The sequence below is a fragment of the Legionella nautarum genome, assembly GCF_001467895.1.
Classification (GTDB): Bacteria; Pseudomonadota; Gammaproteobacteria; order Legionellales; family Legionellaceae; genus Tatlockia; species Tatlockia nautarum.
In genome coordinates this window covers 123,969-139,141 of the sequence record NZ_LNYO01000013.1, presented here as the reverse complement: position 1 = coordinate 139,141, position 15,173 = coordinate 123,969, and the positions used below count along the sequence as shown (strand labels likewise).

Below are 15,173 nucleotides of genomic sequence, written 5' to 3'. Positions count from 1 at the left end.
TTTCACTCCCTGTTAAAGTTCTTTTAATGAGGTCTGTGATAATTTTGCTTAAAATGATACATTTCAGTCCCGATCTGCTCTAACTCCCCCCTACTCAATAATTTTTTAACTTCAGGAAAAAGTTGCATTTCCTCTTCCCTGGCATGGTGCTCAACATCTTTTTTAAATTTCGCGAAATGCTCTTCCCAAATTGCTTCTGTTTTGATTTCTGAGAGGCGTTCTATCTCTCTTTCTGCATAATTTTCTTCTTTCAAAAGATGTTTAATTTCTTCATTTAATTCCAGATCATTTCTAAGATGGGGATACCATACGTCATGCTCCATCGCTTCATGGCGTACAAGATCATTTCCTAAGGTTTCAAACATCTTTCTTTTTGTTTTATAACGATGCGATTCATCACTAATATTTTCTAATATTTTTCTTACTCGATTATGTTCTTTAACTAAAAAATCAATGGCGTTCATAAGATATCCTTATCCAATGGATTTATATTACTAAATTAACTATAGAATATTGGACTAATTTATCAAGATGGAAGGTAAATATTGGCTCAACCCACAGCAATAACCGATTAATTTATATGAAAATTTGAATAAATATTATGATTTATCCCAGTGAATTCTCATTGCCCTGAAGTAAGCCGCCATTCTCCATCAACAATGATAAATTTCTTACTCAGTTCCTCAATGTTTATTATTTCGATTTTAATGTAATCTCTTAGCACTTCTGGATATTTGATTGCGAGTTCAAAAATTATTTTGTTAGTAAAATCTTCTTTATTAGGATGATTCATTATGATTCTCCAATTGATCATTCCATTTGATCAGAAAACTCTTCCTTATTCGAGGTAACAGGATCATCAAAATTCCGATTTCCCTCTCCCGGTATGATAGGATCTGGACTATCAGCATTGACTTCAGCAATGCTAACTCTAATTCCCTTTACGTTCTTGCCATTTTCAGAATTATCCTTTTGATATTGCTCCTTCATCATTTATCTCTCCAATAAAAACTATTTAATAGTATAGATAATATTTAAAGGTAGATTAGGGCTAATTTATTAATTAAGAACAAGAGAGTTTTTGCAATATTAAAATTTTCTACTACTTTTAATATTACGGAAATATAGTTGCAATTAACTTGTCAATTATATTTCTTTCTTAAGGGAATAAATCTATAAATCAAGGAGTTCAACATGAACAGAGAAATTTTTGAGGGAAATTGGAACGAATTAAAAGGTAAAATGAAGCAAGCTTGGGGTTGGATGACTGATGATGATCTGAAACAAATTGAAGGTAATCATCAAGAAATTTATGGTAAATTACAAAAGCATTATGGCTACGGCAGAGATGAAGCTGAAAGAGCTGTAGACAAGTTCCGCAATCAATTTAGACAACACTAAAACTTAAGGTCTCTACTTTTTTAGTAGAGACCTTTTTTTATAAAAATAGTCTAGATGTCAGAAAATCAAAGCTGAATTTTCAAACCTTCACGGTGTAAGTGGATTTGAATCGGAGGTAAAAAATGAGTTTGTCCGCTATTTGAACAACTAGATCTTCTTTATAATGACTCCTTAACTCAAGGATAACTCGGTACTACACTCATTCACTACTGACTTCATTGTTTGATCAATATTGTTGCAGAATTGGGAGCTAAAAAACCCCACTGCCGCCTCTAATTTATCAAGCAAACAACTAGTTAAGGCTACACCTATCAAAGAACGTAAAGTATAAACCATTTTTGCTGAAAAAATTGAGTGTTGGGTTTCAATATGATTTTTCAAGCTATTAATAGTATCTAATTTTCTTTCTCTAGGAAGGGTTGGATTGCCCATTTTTTGGGTCAAAACAGCAAGCTCGGCGATGCAAACACCATATCGTTGTCTTAGAACCTCTGGCTCTGATTCAGCTAAATGCGCCTCAATTTCTTCACTTAAAGACTCATAAACATGGGTTAATTTTGTTTTTAAAGTTAAAGAGAGCTCTAGACCTTGCATTTGAAGTGCTGATTCAAAGGGATCGAGTATTGCTCTTGTTTTAAGGATCTGTATTGCATTGTTTATTATATGGTCGAAAAAATCGAGCTTCTCCTTCTTAGCTAAGGGATCATCTTCATCTAGACAACTCTTAGCATGCTGAGTTATTTTTACAACGATTTTTTCTAAGTCATTCCCTATTTTCGCAGCAGTATAACCCAGTCTAAATAAGCGTTCTGCTTCACCGAGAAATAAGGCTTTAAATGAACTTAATTGCTCGCTTTTATTCTCGGGAAATCTATCCAGTGGCTCAAGTAAGTTATTAGCAAATTTTTTAATAGAAAACTGTTGAAGACAAGCGTCAACAGCGCCATGCATTTGGCCAATAAAGTTATAAAAACTAGCTTTCACCTCTTCGGGCATCTGTGAATAAGTGTTTAAAGTCTCATCTTTAAACTGCTCAATATACCTTTTACGCTGGTTCGCTGAATGGATCGAAATATTTGGCCCCAGATTATGGATAATCAACTGCTCTAACAAAGAGGGCAATTGACCCATTTTAAAATTTATTTTTTGCTGCAAATCCTCTTGAGCAAAGCTTTCTCTTTCTGCATGACTAACTTCTCGTTTTAATAAAAGAAGAAAAATTTCAAATTCGGGTAATACTATTTCTGAAACATAAGGAGGTATCTCGTCTCTTAAATACTCTAGCGCCGCATCTGCAGGAGTGAATAGTTCTTGTAAAAAACAAAGCTTTTCATTGAGTGCAAAATCTGACTCATCAGCAACTACATCATCAACCACGCAATTTTGTTCGTCTAGATAAGTCAGTACAGATTCTAAATGAATCTTATTGTTATACTTTTTACTGCCTTGACTGACCACGTATTGGCAATAATGCATCATTTTTTGATAATAACGACGACTAATTCCACTCTGCACTAAACAAAAAGCCGTAAACAAAATAATTTCTTCCGCTGTAACCTTATGTTCTTGCAGCTCAACAGCTTGGGGTAATTCTGGACTTTGATTAAGATTTTTATAAATGATGTTTCTTATGTAATCAAAAAAAACTTGAACTTGAACAGTTAATCGTTCTAAATCCTGCAAACTCCTAATCTCAGACACATCCTTGAATTCAGCTAACAATTGGGTAGCAGGATTCGTTGTATCGTTAAGCCAGCTCGCAAATCTTTCTTCTTCTTCAATGGTTAAATAGGCCATAATTTGATTATTTAATTGCAATAGTGCTCGAAATAATAACAATCATGCAAAATTTAGTCTAGCTTTGGTGCAGGAAACCAAGAGCCATGCAAGCCATGAGGGACTCGTCTTGGCAATCGGATAGTCGCTATTGGCGGCTTTTCAATCTCTTTTGCATTAAGAATTAGGAAATCGCTAGCGTTTCGCTTTTTATCATAAGCAAAAAGAAGCAAGTACCCCTCATCTTCTTCTTGTGCATTCGGCTTAGGTGCAAATACCGCTTCGCCTATTTGATATTGCCCGCTGAAATCTTGAATTGCGGTTGTTTTAGTTGCTAAATCATATTTCACCAACGCATCGTAAGTTAAAATATCCTCTGCCTTTGTTCGCGTTGGCGCATAAATAAATTGGTAGGATTTGCCAGTAAAATGGATATTGAAGGTTGGAAATTCAGCTATATAGTCCGCCAGAGGAATTTCTCGCAGTGTTTTTGTTTGTAAATCGATTTCCATGCGCACCATTCTTGGAGGTTTATCATCCCCAGTTTCCTTGTTTGTCACTCCAAATTTTAAAGAGTGATGACGTGCATAATCCACGATAATTTTATTTTCTTCTTCATAGGCATTAGCAAAATGAAATACAAAAAATGCTTCCGTTTTGAGCCATAGGATGGGTTTATCTTTATCATGCCGCGCAACAATAGCAATGTTGCTGCCTAACTCGGGGCGCCATTGCAAAACACTACCTCCCTGCTCAACAGCATCAAGATTAAAGATGGCGGGGCAATCAAAAAAGACTAGGTAATTTGTCGTCATCACAAAATCATGCATCATACTGCTATAGGTCTTGTCAATGATCCTGGATTCAACTAAATTCCCTTCCGAATTAACTCGATGATAAGTTAAAAAGGGTGGTTCCAAATCATAGTTAATCAAATATAAATCATTGGTATCAGGATCCAGACGGGTATGCGGGCCTACATGCAGCGGCTTGGTGGTTCCAGGATGCCATTCTTCAATCGTATTTAAATCATGATCCATCTCATAGGCAGGTCCCCCTTCCCACATTGCTAAATACCGTTGAGCATGTTTAATAATATGAATGAATGCGCCATTTTTAAACGGACCTTGATCATCATTAGGACCAATTAATTTAGGATCAGGAGGAATGGGCATTGCAATCCCGCCATAAATTGCACGACCATATTTCTGTTCGAGTAATAAGCCTTTAGTTTTGACATAGCGATTGCGATAATGGAGCTTCTCCTCAAAATACATCGCATGAATCATCCCATCTCCGTCGATAGGATACGTGTAAGAGATTGGATCAAATGCGGGATTAGAACCGTTACGCATATAAGCACCACGCAGATTCTTAGGAATTTCTCCCTTAACTAGTAAATTTTCAAAATCACTCTCCTCATGAATTGGAGCAAAATTATTTTGTAAATAGGGATTGGCTTGCAAACGCTTTTTTATTTGTTGCTCACGATACCACGTTGGATATTTATTGGAAAAATAAAATCCCAGAGTTATCGGCCCATACACAAGAACTTGGTAGATAATTTGCTCTGCCTTAGTCGTGCCCCAAGAAATTAAATATAAAGCAGTAGAAAAGGTTAAGATAAGGCCCCACATTAGACTGAGCTTTCTATTTACTTGCCAAAATCCGGGAGTATTCCAGATTTGTTTAGGAGTTTGCCCATAAGCATATTGGATAGTAAAAGGCTTACCAATCACTAAAGAAAACCAAATGATTAGCGCTAAGAATGCATTAGACAGCATCCAGGCATTTTGCACCATCCAATCGATTCGAAAAACTATTGTGAATACATAGAATAAGAAAAAAAATAGCAGTGTTCCCCAACTTAAAATAAACCCTTTGAGAAGCTGTCGCCATTCGGTGGCTAGTAATACAATGGAGCTGATGGCCAACGTCAAAACAATTTCTTCCCGTGATTTGCCATAAAGTGCTGAGAATAGGATCCAGGGTAAGAATCCCAAAAAAATCTGCCACATATCGGCTCCTAGATATAAGTTTAGCGAATCTGAAAAAAGTATAGCCTGCAATAATTCTAGCGAATCGGGTGCCTTGTAGCGAATCTCAGTGATTAAGCAGGAAGCTGGTAGTTGTTGTCAGCCCTGCCCTCCCAGGCATAACAATTAAACAGGGATGACAATTGGGTCATGCGGAAAAGCAGCCCTCTCTTTAAATACTTGCTAAATCACGAATTAAATCCAATACTTTCTTTAAGCAAGTCAATCAATAAATGGAATAATAATGACCGAATTCGCTAATTGTTTTATAGGAAAAACAAAGGGTTGGCTGTTGAGGGCTATTATATGCGCTTGCCTTTTTTCCTTCAGCTCTTTAAGTTATAGCAGACATCATAGATATTATTACTCGGCCTGCCCCCCTTATACCAATTGCTATATAATCAAAGCGATGACTTATTATTGTTTCAATTATAATAAGCTGGCATGCACAACCTTATTACAAACACCAGACTGTGAGCCCCGTCTTATCTTTCCTGATGAACAAAGCTGTATGGCTATTATCTTACCCTACTACGATTAACCTAAGAAAACGATAAGGATTTGCCGTTATAATGACAGTTGTTTATGCATATTGATATGCTTTACAAGCTCATCTTCTTCTCGCAATTGACAGCAAATTGTATATATTTAAATAAAATAGCTTTGCCTGACAGAGGTCATATGGATGTACAACATCAAGAGCAGTACGAATTTGAAGTACCGGATGAAGGGTTAGATTATGACATCCTGGATATGTCATTTAACCCCACAACAAAGTCTTTTATTGCGGCGAATGGAATTCAACCCGGCATGCGCGTCTTGGATGTAGGAAGTGGCTCAGGAATAATTACCCATTATCTCGCTGGCTCTGTAGGTGCTCAAGGGCAGGTAGTATCTATTGATATCAGCCCTCAGCAATTAGCACGTGCTGAGCGTTATTGCCAGCAACAGGGCGATAAAAACATCCGTTTTAAACCCGTTTCTGTCTATGAACTTGATTCACTTAATGAAACCTTTGATTTAATTTATTGCCGTTTTGTTCTTCATCATCTGCATAGTCCAAGACTTGCGATTCGTCTTTTTCATCAACTCCTAAACAAAGGAGGCCTGTACATTGCTGAAGAAGGTATCATGAGTGCTGCGTTTTCCTATCCTCCTTCTAAGGTTTTGCAACATAACCGAGAGCAAATATCTTCTCCCAGAGAAGAGAAAGAAGGTACTCAGCGAGATGGTGATTTTGGGATGAAACTTTTTTATTGGATGAAAAAATCCGGTTTCACTATTAAGGATCTTAAGCTTGTGCAGCCTTTGCTTAGTACTTATGAGCAAAAAAAGAAATTACTTGATGGGCATGAAGCCTTTAAAAAAACTGCAATCCTTCAAGGGAAAAAGGAAAGCGAATGGGAGGCAGAGAAACAAGAATTAATTCGTCTTGCAAAAGATAAATTTGCTATCGTTGGATTTTATCAATCCTGTCAAGTCTGTGGTATTGCTAATTAAAATAAAGGAGAGTGCAAATCTGCAAAAACACATGTAACAATGCATTGCAAGCACAACCAACCTAAATTGGGATCAATAAGCGATAACTAAGTAGAAAAACATCTTATTGATCAACAAAAAAACAAATTGACCTATAATTATCATTTATGTAATCAGTAGAACTAATTATGAGTAAAGTTAGAAAAATTCTTATCCTTGCCAATGGCTCAATTTCTGTCACCGAGAAAAAACCGAATAAATCGGGGTATTTTGGTTTTTTTTCCCTCAGCAATATGGCGACTTGGCTAATGTATGATCCCAATAATTTTATCAGTCAATTAGCTAAACGCAGCGAAGAAGAACATACACTCATTCTTGACGGTCCAGGAACCGATATTACAGAAGAAAACGGTTCTCTATTCAAATCAATTGGTGCTCTTGTCGATGGTCATATCGGTCGTAATGGAGTGTCTGCCAGTCTTGAAAAAATAAAGCAGTTCATAATATATCATGCCGAAGAAGCCAAAGAAGCCGATGAAACTTTAGTGATTTGCGGGATAGGTTGGAGCCGTGGGGGTTTTGTTCTTACCCAAATGCAGGAATGGCTTGAGAAAAAATCGATGCGCTGTGAAATTGAGATAGAAGCAATTCAACTTCATTTGATTGATACGGTTTTAGGTGGCCCCACTGACCGGTGGCGATATTTTTTCACAGACCGCAAAGGCAAACAAAATGTCCCTGTCAATATAAGCGTACACAATTATCTGTCCGACACTGGTAATCTCAACGCCTGGGAATCGGTTCTGAAGTATTTACCCGAACGATGTCAGATCAATACCCCCTTCTTCAGCGGCCTAATTGATACTACTAGAAATACAACTTATACACTCAACGACAAGCAATATGTTCATAAAAATTCCAGTTGGCTGCTTCCCACCTCACATGAGGCACTAGTAGGCAAATCTCGTAATCAAATAGGGGAATGGGCCGGTCAAATTGTTCTTGCAGATATTGTTCGTCATGTCATCGGATTTTCTTTTAAAATAGACGAAGATTGGGTAAATGATACCATTGAAACCGGCCAAACGGCTTTAGAAGAATTACGTCAATCAGATCTACTACGGATTAGCGATAGAAAATTCCTGGATTTTAGGCAGCCAGATACTACGCTTTTTGGCCGAGGAATCCCCCTTGAAGAAGATTATATAAATCCATTCCACACTATGTCTAATTTTAGTAATTCTTGAATAAATATATTTGTCAAATTAGGTAGTTAATATTACTATCTAAGCACTGCATTTTAGGTTTAAAATCATGTACAAAGAAAAATCACTAGCATCCATGTTTCCTCTTTTTCTCGTATTATTTATTGATGGCATGGGATTAGGGTTATTATTTCCTATATTAAATACTATTTTGATTGATCCACAAGCTGGCTTTTTGCCCCTCGATATCAGTCTAGGTCTACGTGATTTTTATTATGGATTAACCATCGGTATTTTTATGATCTGTTGGTTTTTTGGTGCTGCAATTCTTGGTGATTTATCGGATAATGTAGGGCGCAAAAAATCACTCATGATCTGCCTGATCGGTGCTTTTTTAGGCTATTCAATATCTGCGATGGCTATCCTTTATCATAATTTTTGGTTACTGATTTTAGGCCGAATCATTGCCGGTTTTACCTCAGGTAGTCAGCCTATTGCTCAAGCAGCAATAGTCGATATTAGTCCTGAAGAACATAAAGCACAAAACATTGGACTTATCCTGCTGTCGGTCTCCCTTGGCTTTGTTTTCGGCCCTATTTTTGGCGGATTACTCTCTGACAGCCGCATAGTTTCTTGGTTTAATTTTGAAACACCTATGTATTTTGCTGCTGCTTTATCTTTATTAAACGCCTTTTTACTTCAATGGTCGTTTCAAGAAACCTTCGCTAAAACCAGCAATAAAATCACTATTCAATGGCATCATGCGATGCATATTTTTATTTCTGCTTTTAAACATGATGCAATAAAAAAATATTCTATCGTATTGCTGGTTATGATTTTCGGTTGGTCGAATTATTTTTCGTTTATTTCAATGTACTTATCGCAAATCTATCACTATTCAACTATGCAAAATTCTTTTTTCCTCGCAGTAATGGGACTTGGATTTAGCCTTGGCTGCGGTTATATCGTTAATTTTTGCACTAAACGTTATACCTTTGAGCCAATAGTGATCATTGGTTTAACTTTAACGGCTGTTTTCGTCTTAGCCACTTTGCTGATTAATGAAGAATGGGTAGCGTGGGTTGCAGCACTGTTGATTGGCATAAGCCTATCCGTTGCTTATTCGGTATTACTTACCATCTTTTCCAATCAAGTAAGTCAAAATGAGCAAGGCTGGGTTATGGGGGTAACCGGTTCTGTTATGGCTCTTTGCTTTGGATTAACCTCAGTTTTCACCGGTATAATCGCTCATGTCGGTGCAGTATTGCCGATGATCTTAGCAACAGTTGGTTTAGCAGGTAGCGCTGGAATTTTGCTTATTGTTAAATCGGGTAAGTCGGCTGTGAATGGCGAAACAAAACAACCAAGTTCAGTGCTGCATTAGAATTTTGCCCTAAGTTATTTCTCGATGACAATTCCAGCCTTGGTGCTGAACCTAGCTCAGCTCTTCTTCTGCAACAATCCCAGCCGCTCTCAATTTTACTAAATGCTGCTCTAGGGTTTGCATACCCACTGTTTGGCCTGTTTGTATAGAAGAATAGATTTGCGCAATTTTATTTTCACGAATTAAATTGCGTATCGCAGGGGTGCAAATCATAATTTCACAGGCGGCAATACGTCCGCCCCCGTTTTTCCTCAATAGGCTTTGCGCAATAACCGCTTGTAAAGATTCAGACAATAGCGTTCGAATGGTTAATTTTTCCTCGCCAGGAAACACATCAATAATGCGATTAACCGCTTTTGTTGCAGAATCTGTATGCAAGGTTGCAATCACCAGATGACCCGTTTCAGCAGCCGTTATAGCAAGCCGGATTGTTTCATAATCTCGTAATTCACCAAGCATAATAATATTCGGATCTTCACGCAAAACAGAACGAAGTGCTAATGCAAAACTATGCGTATCTCGATAAACTTCACGTTGATGAATCAGGCAATGGTGGCTTGAATGTACAAATTCGATGGGATCTTCTATTGTGATGATATGTTTATTTTGGTGGGAATTAATATAATCAATGAGTGCCGCCACAGTTGTACTTTTGCCTGAACCACAAGGCCCAGTCACTAAAACAAGTCCATTCGTATAGGAAGCAATTTTCTTAAAAATACTCGGAAAAGCTAACTCATCAATTGTCTTAATTGTTGAAGGAATAATACGAAATACTAGGCTTAGGCCTCGGTTTTGCGTAAAAATATTAACTCTTAATCGGTAAAGTTCATTAAATTGCAAGGCAAAATCGATTTCAAGCTGTTTTTGAAAAATGTTTTGCTGTTCTTTATTCATTATTTCTTGCATAAATACTAGCAAATTTTCTTGCTGTAAACTAACTAATTGAAGTGTATGTAAATCCCCATCAATGCGTAGGATGGGCGGCAAACCGGCGGATAAATGTAAGTCAGAGGCCTTTCTTTTTATTGCTAGAGTTAGTAACTCATCTAGATTCATATTCTTTCCATGTTAAGCTATTCCGCGCCTAAGAATAAACCTAAGCAGAGATTAAAGAAATGGCTTAACTCCTGAATCTTTGAAGTAAATATCGCTTGACTTAAGATCATTTTTTATGCAATATCTCTATCTTTTTTGCGCATTGGTGAAATTAGAATAGTTTTGAATTTATTTTATATCAATCACCATGCCTTTTATCCAAAATTAGAGAAACAATACAATTGAGCTCTTTAGTTTTAAGTTTGACATGCTTTGATTTTTATTTTCGGGGTGGCAGCACGAATACTCTGAAAAATCATATGAAATATTATGATGAGGATTTAGAAGCGCTAAAAAAAGATTTTCACGAAACAACCATTTCCGCAACCCCTGAAATAAAGGCAACGATTAAATCAATAGTAAAAAGCTTAAATATTTCTCCGCAAGAATGGAAAAAAGAATTTAAAAAAGAAAATCTAACCATCTATGAATTTCTTTTAAAACTAGCTAAAAAAGGCTACTCACAAACCGATTATATTATTGATCTCATTGATAAAAAAACTCAGTTCGGAAAACTCACTCTATTCTTCGCTGGCAGTGGCCTGCTTGCAACTCTAATAACTACTTTAATAGCCACATCGACGATACAGGTAGTATGGGAATTCATTAATGCTTTTAGTGCTTGGATCTACGGGGCTCCAATCTTAGGGTTAATTGGTACTTTTACTATGGGGATTTTTAATTTTTACTCGAACTACCATAATCAAAAAGCGACCGTTGCCAATCGATTCCGGGATAATTTTTTCCTCGTATTAACCACCGCAGCCAAGCTGACTGCTTCCATCCTTCTTTTAAATGCGGGAGTCTTGATGACTCCAGTCATTGCTGGAATTTTTGTTCTTGGCTCTGGAATAGATGTCCTTAAAGAACTGTTTTGTTTAGCCCAAGAGTATCTTCAATATAAATTCTTCAGTCCTCCCTTGAATGAAAATGATCACTTAAGTGTGCATCGGGCTTATGCTCGGCGTGTTTTTGGTTACCAAAACCGGATGTCATCCTTACAAATCAATTTACTCGCTGCTTTAGCCATTGTTGCTATTATGGCATTTTGGTGCTTTTTTCCAGGGGGCGGATTGGTTGTTTCTATGGGTGCAATTGCTGCAATTGGACTCATCTATATGACTAAATATTTATGGCTTAAACATAAAGAGTCTTTTCTAAGAGAGCGTCTTCAAGAACAGTTGCACGAACTGGAAGTGGTTTATTCAAGAGAAGACTCTGCCTGGGTGCTTGATGATGATATTTCATTGTCTCAAATTCAAGCTAGTGAGCAGGAACCTCTATTAAAGCCTTCGTCTCCTGTAGAATTCCTGCCTTCTACCCCTTCTCAAGAAAAGAGGAAAGAACCCACGGCAAATAAATTGCCGTTTTTTTCTAAAGAAATCTCCTCTCGCCCCCCTAAGGGACTTAGTTCTCAAACTGTTCTTTCTTACTGTGCAGATAGTCTTGAACCTGATGAATCAAGCTATACTCCATAGCGTTAGATAACGCCAACTAAGCAAACCGAGCTTACTCCACCTCATTTGATCATGACTGCAGTGTTCTAATTTTGCCTGATTTGCTATTCTTAACTGCAAAACCGTCGAATCTCTAATTGATAGAATGCTAATTCGTTGATGTTGGGTGCTGTAAACAATTTCATTCACTTTCGTTTGCAGGCAAGGGAATACGCCTAAGTTCTCAATAAAATAGTAAAAAGGATGTTTTTTATGAATTAAAACGCAACCTCGTTTATTTTTTAATAGCTGCAGCACTTCATTGGGATCATGAGATGCTAGGCCGCAGTGACCTGATTTCGACCAATCTGTCGACATCAGTTTCTTTGCTACTGTCTCGAGTTGTAAAAAAGAATCGTGTTGTTCAGTCAATTGATTAAGCGCTTTATAATCTAAAAAAACCAATTGCATTTGCGACAAGACTAATAAAGACAAAACCGCAATGAATAAAATGGTGGTTATCAGGACTATCCCGTCTTGCCGCTTCCTCATCCTGCACGAACCTCTGTTTTAAGCGTCACTGTTTTCGATTTTTCTAACTTCCAGCTCACCTCCACAAAGGTTTTGGCTTGATAAGTTTTTAGCTCGACTGACATGCTTTTTATTTGCGTGCTTAACTCCTCATTTTTTTTCTGATGATAAAATAAGGCTGAAACCCCCTGTTGATTTTTTTGGATGGAAAAATCCTCTTCAATCCACTCGCCAAGATAAACCGGCTCAACATATTCAAAGACTCGATTGTGAAAAAGTGTAAGAATTGTCCCCTTGTTTGTTTTTTTCACCGATAAAACTCGCTGTACCTCAGCATGATAACAATCGGCGATTAACAACGCTTGTTGCGCTTCAAATTGTAAATCTGAATGCAGTAATAACTGGTTTTGGCCGATTAACTTAGCTTGGGTAAAATACTCACTCATCCGATTGAGCTCTAAACTATTCGGTTTGCTAGCTTTACTTTCAATTGCAGCCAGCCCTGTTCTTCCATTGCGTTGATCGAAAGTTTTTAGTGAACTAAGCCCTGCACAAGGGGTAAACCCTGCCCTTCTCACGCTATTGCGCAGCAAATCATTGATCATTTGCAATTCTAAATCTTGTTCTAAGAGAGTCTGCAGATGTGAATATTGTCGTTTGGAGCTGAGATATTGCTGTGCGAGTACAGCGATAAGAAGGCTTGCTAACAAACCGCTTATCATTAGTTCAACTAAACCAACACCTTTCTGCTTTTGCATCTTGTTTATTCCCGTTGAAAATTTAATAAGATGGTGAGCGTTTTTCGTAATGATTATCAGACTGCACTTGAGCCTGCGAGTTCATTATCAATTGATTGAGAAATTGAGAAAGTTGCCATTGCTGCTGTAAAAGTACGATGGAAGAACTAGTGATTAACAATAGCGCGACCAATACTTCGAGTAGAGAAAACCCTTTTTGACTTGTCATATTCCATTCCTGAGGCTGCTGCAACGCATAGCTTAAGAGCAGAGAGTGAGAAATGCAATCCTTAAGCTCAATACCTCCTTATATCAGCATTCAACCATGCGACGCCCAAACCCTACAAACCAGAATTCGCTAACCGTTTCTTTTTATCTAGCTGTTGGGTAAGATATGTAATACCCTAAATGCTATTTTATTGCGAATCTATCAGGAGAAGGCCATTGTCATGCGATTATTACCTACTTCCTCATCCCGGTATTCGCTCATTACATCCCTACATTCCTGGAAGAGCTATCGAAGAAATAGCTCGTGAATTAGGGGTAACCAATATTATAAAACTTGCTAGTAATGAAAATCCGCTGGGTTGTAGTCCCTTAGCAAAAAAAGCATTAGCCGAACTTTCAGGGGCACAGATAGCTAATTATCCGTCGCCCGCCAATCATTGCATTGTGGACAAGTTGAGCCAAAAATTAGGGGTGGGCAAAGATATGCTCACTTTGGGTAATGGAACTGATTTATTGTTTCTTATTTTACTCACTACTTTTGCTTTACACACCGGAAAGCAGGTATTAACTCATGAATACGCATTTATTTCCTATCGCCTGCAAGCACAAGCACTTGGCATCCCAATCTCAACGGTCCCTCTTGATCCAGATTGGCAAGTCAATATTTCTGCGATTATTGAAGCCTGTAATGAGCAAACGGCACTTATTTTTCTGGCTAATCCAAATAATCCCACTGGGTTATTTATTCCTCATGAGGAAATCAAGCGCTTGATTAGTCATATTCCCGATTCAACCATTCTAGTGCTAGATGAAGCCTATTATGAATATGCCTACAAACTGGGGGATAAAAGCAGTATAAATCTTCTTGCACAATATCCCAATCTAGTCATTACACGGACTTTTTCTAAGATCTATGGACTTGCTGGTTTACGTTTGGGCTATGCTATTGCAAACTCACATATCACTGAGTTAATTCAGCGTGTTCAACCCCCTTTTGTCGTCAATACTGCCTCTCTCGTTGCCGCAAATGCTGCACTTGACGATGATGATTTCATTTTGCAAAGTTTAAAACTTAATAAAGAAGGAATGCAGCAGCTATTGCGTGGATTCGAAGCTTTAAAAATCAATTCTCTCCCATCAAGCTGCAATTTTATTACTATCGATTATCAAGCCGATTCTAGGCCAATTTATCAATATCTACTTAAACAGGGGATTATTCTACGACCCTTAACCCAATATGGTTTGGAGAATCAATTACGAATAAGTATTGGCAATGCTCAACAAAATGCCTGCTTACTCGATAAACTTACCAATTATCTAACTGAATTAAATAAGGAGTGATTGTGAAAACTGATTTACGGCAAAAACACTGCGAGTCTTGTGAAGGCATTGGCCAAGCCCTAAATGCGGAACAGATTCATAATCTGATGCCACAACTCGATAAAAGTTGGGAAGTCCAAGCAGGGTTCAAAGAAATTAAACGTTCTTTTGCTTTTGCTAATTTTTACGAAACAATGGCTTTTGTGAATGCCTTGGCGTGGATAGCAAATACCGAAAATCACCATCCAGATCTTGAAGTGGGTTACAACTATTGTCACGTGCGCTTTATGACGCATGCGTTAAAGGGTTTGAGCCAGAATGATTTTATTTGCGCAGCTAAAATTGATGCGTTAATGGAGTGAGGATAAGTTTTAAAAGATTGGATCCTGCCATTAACTACATCTCTACGTCCCATGACTTGTTCGGCGTTGTTGCATGATTGAACTGCCCCCCTACGTCCAGCGACTTGTCCGCGGGATCTAGAGATATCGGTAGAAAAAAGATCGTCCTGGATACCGCGGACAAGCCGACTTGCTCGCGGG

16 protein-coding genes are annotated in these 15,173 nt (G+C 37.7%); 7 read left to right on the top strand and 9 right to left on the bottom strand.

Annotated elements, in window-relative coordinates:
• Positions 1–23 precede the first annotated feature (23 nt).
• The 3 genes from Lnau_RS04005 to Lnau_RS03995 all read right to left on the bottom strand — a co-directional run bounded on the left by Lnau_RS04005 (position 24) and on the right by Lnau_RS03995 (position 993).
• Positions 24–464, bottom strand: coding sequence for a hemerythrin domain-containing protein (locus tag Lnau_RS04005; RefSeq protein ID WP_058503861.1), 441 nt, complete (start codon positions 462–464; stop codon positions 24–26).
• A 158-nt stretch (positions 465–622) separates the two neighbouring features.
• A complete protein-coding gene (locus Lnau_RS04000) occupies positions 623–793 on the bottom strand; it encodes a hypothetical protein (RefSeq protein WP_157070623.1) in 171 nt (56 codons plus the stop codon).
• A 17-nt stretch (positions 794–810) separates the two neighbouring features.
• On the bottom strand, positions 811–993 hold the full coding sequence (locus tag Lnau_RS03995) for a hypothetical protein (RefSeq protein WP_058503859.1): 183 nt from the start codon (positions 991–993) through the stop codon (positions 811–813).
• A 201-nt stretch (positions 994–1,194) separates the two neighbouring features.
• On the opposite strand from Lnau_RS03995, the gene Lnau_RS03990 reads away from it, so the two are divergent.
• Positions 1,195–1,401: a CsbD family protein gene (locus Lnau_RS03990; protein WP_058503858.1), complete on the top strand. Its 207-nt coding sequence runs from the start codon at positions 1,195–1,197 to the stop codon at positions 1,399–1,401.
• 171 nt (positions 1,402–1,572) lie between these two features.
• Here Lnau_RS03990 and Lnau_RS03985 read toward each other — a convergent pair whose 3' ends face one another.
• Both Lnau_RS03985 and Lnau_RS03980 read right to left on the bottom strand, forming a co-directional pair.
• Positions 1,573–3,219, bottom strand: coding sequence for a hypothetical protein (locus Lnau_RS03985; RefSeq protein WP_162263178.1), 1,647 nt, complete (start codon positions 3,217–3,219; stop codon positions 1,573–1,575).
• A 32-nt stretch (positions 3,220–3,251) separates the two neighbouring features.
• The gene (locus Lnau_RS03980; protein ID WP_058503856.1) at positions 3,252–5,195 is read right to left on the bottom strand and encodes a carotenoid oxygenase family protein; all 1,944 of its coding nucleotides are present in this window, start codon (positions 5,193–5,195) and stop codon (positions 3,252–3,254) included.
• A gap of 699 nt (positions 5,196–5,894) precedes the next feature.
• On the opposite strand from Lnau_RS03980, the gene Lnau_RS03970 reads away from it, so the two are divergent.
• From Lnau_RS03970 to Lnau_RS03960, 3 genes are all read left to right on the top strand, one after another.
• Positions 5,895–6,713 carry a class I SAM-dependent methyltransferase gene (locus Lnau_RS03970; RefSeq protein WP_162263177.1) on the top strand — a complete coding sequence of 273 codons (819 nt, stop codon included), beginning with the start codon at positions 5,895–5,897 and terminating at the stop codon, positions 6,711–6,713.
• A gap of 167 nt (positions 6,714–6,880) precedes the next feature.
• Positions 6,881–7,939 carry a hypothetical protein gene (locus Lnau_RS03965; protein ID WP_058503853.1) on the top strand — a complete coding sequence of 353 codons (1,059 nt, stop codon included), beginning with the start codon at positions 6,881–6,883 and terminating at the stop codon, positions 7,937–7,939.
• 67 nt (positions 7,940–8,006) lie between these two features.
• On the top strand, positions 8,007–9,281 hold the full coding sequence (locus Lnau_RS03960; RefSeq protein WP_058503852.1) for an MFS transporter: 1,275 nt from the start codon (positions 8,007–8,009) through the stop codon (positions 9,279–9,281).
• 51 nt (positions 9,282–9,332) lie between these two features.
• On the opposite strand, the gene Lnau_RS03955 is transcribed toward Lnau_RS03960, so the two are convergent.
• Positions 9,333–10,340 carry a type IV pilus twitching motility protein PilT gene (locus Lnau_RS03955; protein WP_058503851.1) on the bottom strand — a complete coding sequence of 336 codons (1,008 nt, stop codon included), beginning with the start codon at positions 10,338–10,340 and terminating at the stop codon, positions 9,333–9,335.
• 299 nt (positions 10,341–10,639) lie between these two features.
• Here Lnau_RS03955 and Lnau_RS03950 point away from each other — a divergent pair, with 299 nt between their 5' ends.
• Positions 10,640–11,857 (top strand): hypothetical protein, encoded by a 1,218-nt coding sequence (locus Lnau_RS03950; RefSeq protein WP_058503850.1) that lies wholly within the window; start codon positions 10,640–10,642, stop codon positions 11,855–11,857.
• Here the strand turns inward: Lnau_RS03950 and Lnau_RS03945 are convergent.
• The 3 genes from Lnau_RS03945 to Lnau_RS03935 are packed head-to-tail and all read right to left on the bottom strand — an operon-like array spanning position 11,840 to position 13,312.
• On the bottom strand, positions 11,840–12,367 hold the full coding sequence (locus Lnau_RS03945; protein ID WP_058503849.1) for a hypothetical protein: 528 nt from the start codon (positions 12,365–12,367) through the stop codon (positions 11,840–11,842). The two genes, Lnau_RS03950 and Lnau_RS03945, sit on opposite strands and share 18 nt — an antisense overlap.
• Complete coding sequence (locus Lnau_RS03940; protein WP_058503848.1) at positions 12,364–13,104, bottom strand: PilW family protein; 741 nt, start codon at positions 13,102–13,104, stop codon at positions 12,364–12,366. Before Lnau_RS03940 ends, Lnau_RS03945 begins: the two co-directional genes overlap by 4 nt.
• Before the next feature lie 22 nt (positions 13,105–13,126).
• A complete protein-coding gene (locus tag Lnau_RS03935) occupies positions 13,127–13,312 on the bottom strand; it encodes a prepilin-type N-terminal cleavage/methylation domain-containing protein (RefSeq protein ID WP_058503847.1) in 186 nt (61 codons plus the stop codon).
• A 215-nt stretch (positions 13,313–13,527) separates the two neighbouring features.
• Between Lnau_RS03935 and hisC the strand changes: the two genes are divergently transcribed.
• Both hisC and Lnau_RS03925 read left to right on the top strand, forming a co-directional pair.
• Positions 13,528–14,652, top strand: coding sequence for a histidinol-phosphate transaminase (hisC, locus tag Lnau_RS03930; protein ID WP_058503846.1), 1,125 nt, complete (start codon positions 13,528–13,530; stop codon positions 14,650–14,652).
• A 2-nt stretch (positions 14,653–14,654) separates the two neighbouring features.
• Positions 14,655–14,993, top strand: a complete 339-nt coding sequence (locus Lnau_RS03925; RefSeq protein ID WP_058503845.1) for a 4a-hydroxytetrahydrobiopterin dehydratase — start codon at positions 14,655–14,657, stop codon at positions 14,991–14,993.
• Positions 14,994–15,173: the final 180 nt, after the last annotated feature.